11 protein-coding genes and 1 riboswitch are annotated in these 11,404 nt (G+C 69.9%); all 11 genes read right to left on the reverse strand.

Features of this window, described 5'->3' with window-relative positions:
* Positions 1–44: 44 nt before the first annotated feature.
* The 11 genes from AB4083_RS16070 to btuB are packed head-to-tail and all read right to left on the reverse strand — an operon-like array spanning position 45 to position 10,632.
* Positions 45–764: an adenosylcobinamide-GDP ribazoletransferase gene (locus AB4083_RS16070; protein WP_441609089.1), complete on the reverse strand. Its 720-nt coding sequence runs from the start codon at positions 762–764 to the stop codon at positions 45–47.
* Complete coding sequence (locus AB4083_RS16075; protein WP_441609090.1) at positions 761–1,312, reverse strand: histidine phosphatase family protein; 552 nt, start codon at positions 1,310–1,312, stop codon at positions 761–763. The genes AB4083_RS16070 and AB4083_RS16075 overlap by 4 nt, the downstream gene beginning before the upstream one ends.
* The gene (cobT, locus tag AB4083_RS16080) at positions 1,309–2,364 is read right to left on the reverse strand and encodes a nicotinate-nucleotide--dimethylbenzimidazole phosphoribosyltransferase (protein ID WP_441609091.1); all 1,056 of its coding nucleotides are present in this window, start codon (positions 2,362–2,364) and stop codon (positions 1,309–1,311) included. The genes AB4083_RS16075 and cobT overlap by 4 nt, the downstream gene beginning before the upstream one ends.
* Positions 2,361–2,882 (reverse strand): bifunctional adenosylcobinamide kinase/adenosylcobinamide-phosphate guanylyltransferase, encoded by a 522-nt coding sequence (cobU, locus tag AB4083_RS16085; RefSeq protein ID WP_441609092.1) that lies wholly within the window; start codon positions 2,880–2,882, stop codon positions 2,361–2,363. Before cobU ends, cobT begins: the two co-directional genes overlap by 4 nt.
* Positions 2,870–4,345 (reverse strand): cobyric acid synthase, encoded by a 1,476-nt coding sequence (locus tag AB4083_RS16090; protein WP_441609093.1) that lies wholly within the window; start codon positions 4,343–4,345, stop codon positions 2,870–2,872. Before AB4083_RS16090 ends, cobU begins: the two co-directional genes overlap by 13 nt.
* Complete coding sequence (gene cobD, locus AB4083_RS16095; RefSeq protein WP_441609094.1) at positions 4,342–5,352, reverse strand: threonine-phosphate decarboxylase CobD; 1,011 nt, start codon at positions 5,350–5,352, stop codon at positions 4,342–4,344. The genes AB4083_RS16090 and cobD overlap by 4 nt, the downstream gene beginning before the upstream one ends.
* Positions 5,345–6,259, reverse strand: coding sequence for an adenosylcobinamide-phosphate synthase CbiB (gene cbiB / locus AB4083_RS16100; RefSeq protein WP_441609095.1), 915 nt, complete (start codon positions 6,257–6,259; stop codon positions 5,345–5,347). Before cbiB ends, cobD begins: the two co-directional genes overlap by 8 nt.
* On the reverse strand, positions 6,256–7,551 hold the full coding sequence (locus AB4083_RS16105; protein ID WP_441609096.1) for a cobyrinate a,c-diamide synthase: 1,296 nt from the start codon (positions 7,549–7,551) through the stop codon (positions 6,256–6,258). Before AB4083_RS16105 ends, cbiB begins: the two co-directional genes overlap by 4 nt.
* Positions 7,548–8,177 (reverse strand): cob(I)yrinic acid a,c-diamide adenosyltransferase, encoded by a 630-nt coding sequence (gene cobO, locus AB4083_RS16110; RefSeq protein WP_441609097.1) that lies wholly within the window; start codon positions 8,175–8,177, stop codon positions 7,548–7,550. The genes AB4083_RS16105 and cobO overlap by 4 nt, the downstream gene beginning before the upstream one ends.
* Positions 8,174–8,749, reverse strand: a complete 576-nt coding sequence (locus tag AB4083_RS16115; protein ID WP_441609098.1) for a hypothetical protein — start codon at positions 8,747–8,749, stop codon at positions 8,174–8,176. The genes cobO and AB4083_RS16115 overlap by 4 nt, the downstream gene beginning before the upstream one ends.
* Before the next feature lie 26 nt (positions 8,750–8,775).
* Complete coding sequence (gene btuB, locus AB4083_RS16120; RefSeq protein WP_441609099.1) at positions 8,776–10,632, reverse strand: TonB-dependent vitamin B12 receptor; 1,857 nt, start codon at positions 10,630–10,632, stop codon at positions 8,776–8,778.
* A 115-nt stretch (positions 10,633–10,747) separates the two neighbouring features.
* Positions 10,748–10,965, reverse strand: a riboswitch (cobalamin riboswitch).
* Between the last annotated feature and the right edge of the window lie 439 nt (positions 10,966–11,404).

Below are 11,404 nucleotides of genomic sequence, written 5' to 3' on the forward strand. Positions count from 1 at the left end.
CCTGGAGGTGGTCATGTTGGGGTTCGCCTGCGGCTCACCCCAACCTACGCCGTTGCCGCGGCAATCAGCACCGCAGCTTCGGTGAGTTCGGTCAGCGCGCCGCAGGTGTCGCCGGTCATGCCGTCGAGGCGGCGCAGGCAGGCGTGCCGCCACAGCGCGAACAACAAGCTCGCGACGATCAGCGACACCACACCGCGTAGACCCGCGAAGAGACATCCCACCGCGACCAGCACCAGCACACCGGCCTTGATCGCACGCGACGATGCGGCCAGCCCCTCGCCCAGGCCACCGGCACGCACATACGGCACGAACAGGAACGCCGCCACCAGCGCGGCGCGCGCCAACAGCGGTGCAAGCAACAAACCGGGCCATGCAGGTGCGCTCGCCAGCGCGGCGAACTTCAGCAGCAAGGTCAGCACCAGGGCGACCACGCCCATCGGGCCGCAGTTCGGGTCCTTCATGATCGCCAAGGTGCGCGCGCGATCGCCGATCCCGCCCACCCAGGCGTCGGCGCTGTCAGCCAGGCCGTCCAGATGCAACGCGCCGGTCAAGGCCACCCACGCCGCCAGAATCACCGCAGCCGACAACAGCGGCGGCCAGCCATGCGTCGCCCAGGCCAGCGCGTAGAGCAAGGCGCCGATCAACAAGCCCACCAGCGGGTACCAGGGCAGCGAACGGGCGCGCGCATCCGCGTCGTCGAACACCGTCACGGGTACCGGAATGCGCGTGAGAAAACCGATGGCGACCAGCAGGCCGCGCATCACACGCCAACCTTCGCCGGCCAAGCCAATCGACGCAGCGACGCATGCGGCACCTCGATGTTCGCCATATCGCCGTAGCCGCGCCCTTCCACCTCGCAGCGCAGCAGGCGAATCGCACCGCCGTGCGTCACCACCAGCACGTCGCGACCCTGCGCCTCCGCGGCGACATCATCCAGCGCGGCACCGAGCCGCGCCTGGAACTGCGCGAACGTCTCCGCCCCCGGTGGCGGATGCGCCACCGGATCGGCCCAGAACTTCGCCAGGGCGTCGCCCTGCGTCTGCGCCAGGGTTTCAATCGGCACACCCTGCCACGCGCCGAAGTGATATTCGGCCAGGCGCGGATCGATCCGCAGCGGCAGCTCGCGCGCCGCGGCCAGCTCGCGCGCGAAATCCGCGCAGCGCCGCAGCGACGAGGACACCACCAGCGCCCAGTCGTGCCCGGCCACCGCCGCGCGCAGCTGGGTCCAGCCCAGCTCGCTCAGCGGATCGTCGAGCTGGCCGCGATAACTGCGCTGCCCGGTATCGCCATGGCGCAGCAGGTCGATGCTCATGCTTGCGCCACTCCCGCCTCGGCGAAGGTCGCCATGCCCGCATGCAGCGCGCAGGCCAGGCGCAACAAAGGCACCGCGACCGCCGCGCCGCTGGCTTCGCCCAGGCGCAGTTGCAGGTCGAGCAGCGGCTCGGCATCCAGCGCTTCGAGCAGGCGCGCGTGGCCGCGCTCGTGCGAACGGTGCGAGAACAGCATCCAGGGGCGGCATGCCGGCTGCAGCCGCGCCGCCATCAAGGCGGCTGCGCTGGCAATGAAGCCATCCACCAGCACGGGCATGCCGCGCTGTGCCGCCGCCACGTAGGCGCCCGCGAGCGCGGCGAGTTCGAAGCCGCCGACGCAACGCAACCACACAAGCGGCGTCGCTGCTTCGCGGTGCAAATCAAGCGCGCGCTGAACCACGGCTGCCTTGCGTGCGACGCCCGCGTCATCGAGGCCGGTGCCCGCGCCCGCCAACATGCCAGGCGCTACGCCCAGCAGCGCACACGCCAGCGCCGTGGCCGCGGTGGTGTTGCCGATGCCCATCTCGCCGCCGATGAAAAGCTGCGCACCCGCCTCGTCCGCCAGACGCACGCTCTCCGCGCCGGCCTGCAAAGCCAAGCCAAGCTGCGCTGGCGACATCGCCTCGCCGCGCGCAAAGTTCGCCGTCTGCCCGGCGATCCACGCGCGCCGCACGCCGGGCAGTTCGCCCGGATCGTTGACGGTGCCGAGATTCACCACTTCCAGCGAAGCGCCAAGCTCGCGCGCCAGCACGCTGATCGCCGCGCCGCCATGCGCGAAGTTCGCCACCATCGCGCCGGTCACCGCCTGCGGGAAGGCCGAGACGCCTTCCTCGGCCACGCCATGATCGGCGGCGAATACGCTGATCCAGATTCGTTCCAGCGACGGTTTCACCGCACCTTGCAGAGCAGCCAGCCGCACCGCCGCCGTTTCGAGCGCACCCAGCGAACCGGGCGGCTTGGTCAGTTGCGCCTGCCGTTCCAATGCCGCGACAGCGGCGACCGCATCCAGCACACGGCAAGGCCGATCGAGCCATCCGATGGTTTCCACATTCATGTAAGGCTTCCTTTGAGAGCCAGCGGCAAGCCTGCCGCAACGAACAGCACCCGCCCGCACACCGCGGCCAATGCTTGATGCAGGCGGCCGGCTTCGTCGACGAAGCGCCGGCTCAGCTCGCCCATCGGCACGATGCCGAGGCCGACTTCGTTGCTGACCAGCAGGATCGTGCCGGGCAGGTCGGGCAGCACGTCAAGCAAGGCCTGGCGCTCGCGCGCAAAACGCTCACCGTCGGCGTCGCCGAGCAGATTGCTCAGCCACAGCGTGAGGCAATCCACCAGCACGCAGCGGTCGGTGCGCGCATGGGCGCGCAAGGCATCGGCCAGCGCCAGCGGCTCTTCGACGTCATGCCAATGCGCCGGCCGTTGCGCGCGGTGGTGCGCGATGCGCGCCGCCATCTCCGCATCCAGCGCCCGCGCCGTGGCGATATAGACGACCTCCAGCCCGCTCTCCGCCGCCATCCGCTCGGCCAGCGCGCTCTTGCCCGAACGGGCACCACCAAGGATCAGGCTGCGCATAGGTCATTCACTCCCAGCAGCGCGGCAAGGCGCGCGGTATCCAGGTGCGCTTCGACCGCATCGGCCAGCCGTTCCAGGCTCGCTTCGCGCAAGGCGCGCACGTCGATGGCAACCGGCGCGTGCAGCCCGGCCCAGCGCAGCAGCGCTGCCAATGCCGCGGGTTCGTCGAACAGGCCGTGCAGATAGGTGCCGAGCACTTGCCCGTCGGCGGATAGCGCGCCGTCCGCGCGACCGTCGTCCAGCCGGCACACCGGCGTGTCGAGCCCCGGACCGCTGCTGCGTCCGCAGTGAATCTCGTAGCCGGCCACTTCCGCTTCGTCCAGCGCCAGCCGGCCACGCACGCGGCGCAGCTGCTTGTCCGGCTCCAGCACGGTCTCCATCGCCAACCAGCCCAGGCCCGCACTGGACCCCGGCGCGCCTTCGATCCCATGCGGGTCGTGCACCGCCTGCCCCAGCATCTGAAACCCGCCACAGATGCCGATCAGCTTGCCGCCGTAACGCAGATGCCGCGCGATCGCCTCCGCCCAACCCTGCTCGCGCAGCCAGGCCAGGTCGGCGCGCGTGGCCTTCGAACCCGGCAGCACGATCAGATCGCACGGCGGCGGCGCCTCGCCCGGACCCACCAGGCGCACGTCCAGTTGCGGATGCGCGCGCAGCGCGTCGAAGTCGGTGTGGTTGCTGATGCGCGGCAGGGCCGGTACGGCAACGCGCAGCAGCGCGTCCTCGCGGCGACCTTGGTCACGCGGCAACGCGTCCTCGGCTTCCAGATGCAGCCCGTGCAGATACGGCAGCACGCCGAACACCGGCTTGCCGGTTTCGCGTTCCAGCCAGTCGAGGCCCGACTGCAGCAGCGCCATGTCGCCGCGAAAGCGATTGATCACGAAGCCGGCCACGCGCGCCTGCTCGCTCGGCGACAGCAAGGCCAGGGTGCCGACCAGATGCGCGAACACGCCGCCGCGATCGATATCGGCCACCAGCAACACCGGGCAATCCACCGCTTCGGCATAACCCATATTGGCGATATCGCGATCGCGCAGATTGATCTCGGCCGGACTGCCCGCCCCCTCCACCACCAGCGCCGCGTAGCGCTCGACCAGGCGTGCGTGCGAAGCGAGCACCGCTTCCATCGCCACCTTCTTGTAGGTGTGATAGTCGCGCGCATCCATATTTCCTACCGCGCGGCCATGCACGATCACCTGCGCACCGATATCGCTCTGCGGCTTCAGCAGCACCGGATTGAAATCCGTATGCGGCGGCACGCCGGCCGCCTGCGCCTGCACCGCCTGGGCGCGGCCGATCTCGCCACCGTCCTCGGTCACGGCGGAATTGAGCGCCATGTTCTGCGGCTTGAACGGCGCCACCGCCACGCCGCGTCGGCGCAGCCAGCGGCATAGCGCGGCGACCACGGTGCTCTTGCCGGCATCGGAGGTGCAGCCCTGGACCATCAGTACCCGTGCGCTCATGGCGCCAGCTCCCGCTTCGTTTCGACCATGCGCCAGCTTGCCAGCGCCGCATCGAGCCGCGCGAATGCCGCGGCGTCGCCGGGCAGGCCGAAGCGCAGGCTGTGCGGCTGCTCGAAACGGCGCACCAGCACGCCCTGCCGCGCCAGTGCGCGTTGCAGCGCGCTCGCGCGTTCGTCGCGGCGCCATTGGAAGAACGCGCAACCGGCGTCCGGCGCCAGCCCGTGCCGCGTGAGCAGGGCGGACAGGCGTGCGCTCGTCGCCTGCAAGCGTTCGCGCTGCGCCGCCTGCCAGTCGGTATCGGCCAGCGCCAGCTTCAGTACGTGGCGCGTCGGCCCGCTCAAGGTCCACGGCCCCAGGCGTTCGCGCAGCGCCACCAGCAGCGCGGGCTCGGCGCAGACGAAGCCGGCACGCGCACCGGCCAGGCCGAAGAACTTGCCGACCGAGCGCAGCACGATCAGGCCGGGCAGCGCCTGCGCCGCGCACAGGCTGCTCTCGGGTGTGGCATCGATAAAAGCTTCGTCCACCACCAGCCAGCCGCCGCGGCGGGCCAGCGTGGCATGCAGTGCGCGCAGCGCATCGGGTTCGAAGCGTTCGCCGCCGGGGTTGTTGGGGTGGATCAGCACGACCACGTCGTAACGCGCCGCGCGGGCGAACAGCGCCTCGGCCGATGCGCGCTCCACCGTGTGCCCTGCGCGCTGCCAGGCATGCGCATGCTCGGCATAGCCCGGATCGAGCACACCCACGCGCGAACGATCGCGCAAGGCGGGCAAGGCCTGGATCGCGGCCTGCGAACCGGCCACCGGCAGCAGCGACGCCTGCCCGTAATAGGCGCGCGCCGCCTCGATCAAGCCATCGTCGTCCTCCGGCAGTCGATGCCAGGCGGAAGCCGGCAGCGGCGGCACCGGCCAGGCGAATGGGCTGACGCCGGTGGAGAGATCGAGCCAATCCGCGGCAGGAATGCCGTACTCGTGCGCGGCGCGCAGCAGGCGTCCACCGTGTTCAAGCATGACGGCCTCCCGCGACCAGCGTCGCCAACCCGATCGCCAGCCACCACCACAGCACGCCCCGGCGCACCAGGCGCAGCGCTCGCCGGATCGCCTGCGCATCCGGCGCAGCGCCCTCGCCGAGCACGGGACGTTCCTCCCACACGCCTTCATAAGGCGCGGCGCCACCGAGCCGCACACCGAGCGCGCCTGCACCGGCGGCCATCACCGGGCCCGCATTCGGGCTGTCCCAGGCGGGCGCCTGTCCGCGCCAGCAACGCCATGCGCGGCGGGCATCGCCGAGCAGCGCGTACGTCACGGCCGTCAGCCGCGCGGGTACGAAATTCAACACGTCGTCGATACGCGCCGCCGCCCAGCCGTAGCGCTCATAGCGCGCATTGCGATAACCCCACATCGCATCCAGCGTATTGGCCAGCCGATACAGCACCGCACCCGGCGCACCGAGCAGCAGGAACCAGAACAGCGCGCCGAACACCGCGTCGCTGCCGTTCTCCAGTACCGATTCGGTCGCGGCCGCTGCCACCTGCTGCTCGTCCAGCAGCGCGGTATCGCGGCTCACCATGCGCCCCACCGCCGTGCGCGCAGCGACGAGATCGCCAGCATCCAGCGCATCCGCCACCGGCAAGGCGTGCTCGCCCAGGCTGCGCAGGCCCACGGCGAGATAGAGCATCGCCGCGGCGAAGACGACGACGCCCCACGCTGGCAACCACCACGCCAGCAGCCAGCTCAGCAGCACCGGCGGCAACACCGCCACACACCACGCGACGACGCCCGACCCACGCGCGTCGCGATACAGCCGCGCCTCGATCGCCCGCGCCCACCCACCGAACGCCACCAGCGGATGCGCCCTGCGCGCTTCGCCCAGCAGCACATCCAGCAACAGCGCCAGGGTGAGCGCCAGCGCCGTCATGGCAGGAACAGACGCAGGGCCGCTTCCGCTGCGGAGGGGAAATACATATGCACGAAGCTGGCAGTAAGCCGCGCGCGCCGGTAGACCGCTTCCTTGGCGGACCCACCATCGGGGTTGGTCGCATGCACCAGTGCGGGATGCGTGATCTCCGCATGCGCATAGTGGAAAGTGTGGCCGCGCAGCGTGCCCTCGGGCAGTTCGACCGACTGCATGCCGAGGCCGGCCAGCCGCTCGCGCACCACCGCCCAGCCAGGCAGCAGCCCCGCCATCGTATGCGCGTCGCTCTCGCGGGTGGCCAGGGCATCGAGCAGGCTGAGCATGCCGCCGCATTCGGCCAGCAAGGGCTTGCCCGCGTCGACATGCGCGCGCAATGCGGCATGCAGATCGGTGCGCTCGGCCAGCCGCGCCAGATGCAGTTCGGGATAGCCGCCCGGCAACCAGGCCGCGTCGCAATCCGGCAAGGCATCGCCGGCCAGCGGCGAGAACCAGCACAGTTCCGCGCCCGCCTGGCGCAACACGTCGAGGTTCGCCGGATACAGGAAACAGAACGCGGCGTCGCGCGCGATGGCGATGCGCCGGCCTTGCAGCAGGCGCGGCACCGCCGTCGCCTCCACCGCGGTGAATGCCACCGGCGGCGGCAAGCTCAGCTCGGCATGTTTCTCGATGGCATCGGCCAAGGCATCCAGCCGCGCATCCAGATCCGCCAACTCACCGGCGGCGACCAGGCCGAGATGCCGCTCGGGCAAGGCCAGCGCCGGATCGCGCGGCAACGCGCCGAACCAATGCAGATCGGCCGGCAAGCTCTCCGCCAGCAGCTTCGCGTGATACGCGCTGCCGATCCGATTCGCCGCCACGCCATGCACCTGCAGCCCGTCGCGATAGCGGGCCAGGCCGGTCGCCACCGCGCCGAAGGTCTGCGCCATCGCCGAGCCGTCGATCACCGCCAGCACCGGCAGGCCGAAGCGCTGCGCCAGGTCGGCGCTCGATGTCCCGCCATCGAACAGGCCCATCACCCCTTCGACCAGGATCAGGTCAGCCTCGCCCGCCGCTTCGTACAGCCGCGCGCGCACATCCGCCTCGCCGCACATCCACAGATCGAGCTGGTACACCGGCGCGCCACTGGCGCGCGCCAGCACCATCGGATCGAGAAAATCCGGCCCGGTCTTGAACACCCGCACCCGCCCTCCGCGCCGCGTGTGCGCACGCGCCAGCGCCGCGGTGAACGAGGTCTTGCCCTGGCCCGAGGCAGGCGCCGACACCAGGAGCGCAGGTGCATGCCGCACCGTGCTCACAGTTCGATCCCCAGCTGCGCGCGGATGCCCGCCTCGAACGCATGCTTGACCACGCGCATCTCGGTCACCGTGTCGGCCAGCGCCACCAGCGCATCGGGTGCGCCGCGGCCCGTCACCACCACGTGCTGGCCAGCAGGGCGTGCCGCCAGCGCGGGCAGCACCTGTTCCAGCGTCACGTATTGCTTGACCAGGGCGATGTTCAACTCGTCCAGCAGCACCAGCCGATAGCGTTCGTCCGTCAGCATCCGCGCCGCGATCTGCCAGGCGGCTTGCGCGGCGGCGATATCGCGCGCCTTGTCCTGGGTCTCCCAGGTGAAGCCCTCGCCCATCACGTGGTAGTCGACCTGCTCCGGAAAGCGGCGGAAGAACGCTTCCTCGCCGGTGGAGAAACTGCCCTTGATGAACTGCACCACGCCGCAGTGGAAATCATGACCGAGCGAGCGCGCCAGCATGCCGAAGCCCGACGAACTCTTGCCCTTGCCGTTGCCGGTGTTCACCACCAGCACGCCGCGGTCGATGGTGGCGCGGGCGATCTTGCGGTCGACCAGCTCCTTCTTGCGCTGCATGCGCTCGCGGTGCCGCTCTTCCAAGGATGCCGCTTCGGGGTTGGGGGTTGCTTCGCTCATGCCTGCGCTCCTGCGCCGCGTGCGGCGGTCACCCGCGCCAGCGCCCAGTAGGCCGCCAGCGCCACGATCACGTAGGTCAGCGTGGTGCGCACGAACAGCGGGCCCCACTGCCACAAGCGCGCAACGTACTCGCCCAGGTGCGGGTTCGCATAGCGTCCGCCCAGCCAGTAGAAGGCGCCGTTGGAGATGGCGAAGGACAGCGATGCCGCCACCAGCGCCAGGCCGAACGCACCGGCGAGCGCAAGCGGCGCCGGCGCCATCCGCGCCGACCATGATCGCCCCGCGTACCACAGCACCGCATAGGCAGGCAGCAGGAACGAGTACGCCGGCGTCACGCAGAAATCGCTGACACCAGCGTACGACACCGACACCCAGTCCAGCACCACCGCCAGCGCCATGAACGCGGCGAAGGCCAGATGCCGCCGCAGCCACAGGCCGCCGAGGAAGAACAACGCCATCGATGCATCGGGCAGATGCAGCGCGGTGCCGAAGTGATGGAAGCGCGTGGCGATCATCAGCGCGGCGAACACGATGGCGAGCGGCGCGGAGAAACGTGGCGTGGCGGCGGACATGGTGCGGTCCTCTGAAGGGAAGGGATTCACTGCGCGGGCCGGTAGCTCACGCTCAGCATCGCGGTGCGGCCGGGCTGGTTGTAATAGGCCGCGGTCTCGTAGTGCTTGTCGAAGGCGTTGCGCACGCTCAGCTGCACCTTCCAGTCGCGGTCCAGCGCATAGGCCAGGCGCAGGTCGGTCAGCGCATAGCCGCCGAGGCGGTAGTTGTTGGCCAGGTCGTCATAGCGATGGCCGGCGGCGTACACGCTGGCGCCGACGCTGAAATCGCCGAAGCTGCGGTCCGCATCGATGCGCGCGCTGCGCGGGGCACGCCGCGGCAGCAGCTTGTCGCGATAGGTGTCGCTGCGGTTGCGCGGGTCCAGCCAGGTAGCCGTGCCGCGCAAAGTCCAGCCGGCCAGCATGGTCGAGGCCACCGCTTCGGCGCCGCGGATGCGCGCGCGATCGACGTTGCCGGGCAGGCCGACGGAAGCGTCATAGGCGATCAGGTCGCGGATGCGGTTCTCGAACGCATTGAGCGACCACAGCCCCCAGCCCGGCGTGCCGCGCAGGCCCAGCTCGTAGCTGCGCGAGCTTTCCGGACGCAGCGCGGTATTGCCGTAGCCGGGGTAGTACAGCTCGTTGAAGGTCGGTGCCTTGTAGGCGGAACCGGCGCTGGCGGTAAGCCGCATGGCCGGCGCGAAATCCCAGCCCCATAGCACGCTGCCGGTGGTCTTGCCGCCGAACTGCTGGTTGTCGTCGTGGCGCACGCTGGCCTGCAGCGACTGCGTGCCGAAGCTCTGCTGCCATTGCGCGAACACGCCGCGGTTGAGGCGCTGGTCGCGCGCATAAATGGTGTTGCTGTTGACGCGGTCGCGCTGCCAGTCGTAGCCCAGGCTCCACAGGCCGCCGCCGAACGCCAGGTCGCCCTGCAGCGAGCCCAGGTCGCGGTGGGTGTCGAAGGTGCTGGTGTAGCGGCCGTTGAGATAGTTGTCGCTGAGGTCCGCGCTTTGTCCGGCGCTCGCGGTCAGGGTGAAGTCGCGGCTCGGCCGCCAATGCGCGCGTGCGCCGAACACCTGCTGCACCACGTCGGACTGGTTGCTGGTCGAACCGTCATAGGCGTTGTAGCCCCAGCTGCGCAGCCACTGCGCGTCGGCGTCCCAGGCTTCGTTGAAGCGATAACCGCCCTTGAGCGAGACCGAGCTGTCGCGGAAACCGTCGCGGTCCGGCTCGTTGACGAAGCAGCCCGCCCCGCGCGGCGACGGCTTGCCGCGGCAGGCGTTGATGCCGTCGGTGTCCTCGTGCGTGGCCTGCACGGCGTACCAGCCCTCGCCCACCTTGCCGGCCAGGCCCGCGGCGCCGCGGAAGCTGTCGTTGCTTCCGTAGCCGAGCTCCAGGTTCGGCTCGAACGCGCCGCTCGGGCGGCGGGTGAAAATCTGGATCACGCCGCCCAGCGCCTCCGAACCGTACAAGCTGGAGAACGGGCCGCGCACGATCTCGATGCGCTCGATCTGCTCGACCGGGATGTTCTGGATCGACGGCTGGCCCAAGGTGGCCGAGCCGATCTTGACCCCATCCACCAGCACCAGCACATGGTCGGCTTCAGTGCCGCGCAGGAACAGCGAGGTGGACTTGCCCGGGCCACCGTTATTGGCCATCGACAGGCCCGGCGTGCCCTGCAGCAGATCCGTCACGGACTGCGGCTGCAGGCGCTCGATATCGGCGCGGTCGATCACGGTGACCGCAGCGAGCGTGCTGGACTCGCTCTGCTCGGTGCGGGTGGCGGTGACCACCACGCCCTTGAGGTCCTGCGAAGGCTCGTCGGCCAGCGCGGCGGTGGAGCACGAAACAAGGGAAAACGCGGCCGCAAACGCGGTCCGGCGCAAGGACGGGACATGCAATGACACTGGTAGCTCCTGGACCGCGCCTGCCCGCGCGGAATCGCTTCGGTTGCAGGACAGGCGGCAAGGAGCTCCGGACGGACGCATCGAAGGCGCGCTCGTCAGGAGCACGCCCACCGCATGTCCGGTTCACCTCGAGGCCGGTCTCCGGGCTCGCGAGCGAAGGCTTGCAGCCTTCCCGACCGGCGCCTTCCCATGCCCGTAAGCACAGTGGCTTTCGCTGATCGTGTCTCGCCTACCGTTGCGGGGGCAGCTCCGGAATAGCCGCGAAAGCGGCGCACCGGATTCCCGTTTCAACCACCAGCCAAGCCGGCGGTCACCTCAGGCCGGGGCATCTTAGCAGCAGGCCGCAACACCCCATAACCAGAGGCCCTCCCGATAAGCGAAGAGCACGCGGCACAGCCGCAGCGTTCCGCTTGCGCGCTTTCGCCGTTGCTCTTGGCTCATGGCTTTTGGCTCTTGATCTTCCGGGTCCCCTTGGCGCCGGCGGTGAGGGCTGGACGAAAAGGCCCCCGCAGGGGGGCGGGGACAGGACGTCCCCGCCTTTTTGATCAGGGCATGGATGCCCTGTCAAAAAGCCCGRCCAGCCCTCACGGACCCTCCGATGGCWTTGCCATCGGAGGGCGCCAAGCAGGGTGCCCTTCTCTTTGCTTAGCTTTCTCTCTAGGCCCCCTCGGGGGGTGGGCAAGCAAGAGAAAGTAAGTCGCCCCGCGGCAGCGGGGCGAAACACTCGCCGAAGGCGAGACCCAGATGCGACAGCACAACATCGAGCGCCACC

The sequence above is a fragment of the Dyella sp. 2RAB6 genome, assembly GCF_052115385.1.
In the GTDB taxonomy this organism is placed as follows: domain Bacteria; phylum Pseudomonadota; class Gammaproteobacteria; order Xanthomonadales; family Rhodanobacteraceae; genus Dyella_D.

What these genes read in the sequence shown, in the direction of transcription:
- AB4083_RS16075 (WP_441609090.1), bottom strand. Translation starts at nt 1,312, where the DNA reads ATGAGCATCGACCTGCTGCGCCATGGCGATACCGGGCAGCGCAGTTAT.
- cobT (WP_441609091.1), bottom strand. Translation starts at nt 2,364, where the DNA reads ATGAATGTGGAAACCATCGGATGGCTCGATCGGCCTTGCCGTGTGCTG.
- cobU (WP_441609092.1), bottom strand. Translation starts at nt 2,882, where the DNA reads ATGCGCAGCCTGATCCTTGGTGGTGCCCGTTCGGGCAAGAGCGCGCTG.
- AB4083_RS16090 (WP_441609093.1), bottom strand. Translation starts at nt 4,345, where the DNA reads ATGAGCGCACGGGTACTGATGGTCCAGGGCTGCACCTCCGATGCCGGC.
- cobD (WP_441609094.1), bottom strand. Translation starts at nt 5,352, where the DNA reads ATGCTTGAACACGGTGGACGCCTGCTGCGCGCCGCGCACGAGTACGGC.
- cbiB (WP_441609095.1), bottom strand. Translation starts at nt 6,259, where the DNA reads ATGACGGCGCTGGCGCTCACCCTGGCGCTGTTGCTGGATGTGCTGCTG.
- cobO (WP_441609097.1), bottom strand. Translation starts at nt 8,177, where the DNA reads ATGAGCGAAGCAACCCCCAACCCCGAAGCGGCATCCTTGGAAGAGCGG.
- AB4083_RS16115 (WP_441609098.1), bottom strand. Translation starts at nt 8,749, where the DNA reads ATGTCCGCCGCCACGCCACGTTTCTCCGCGCCGCTCGCCATCGTGTTC.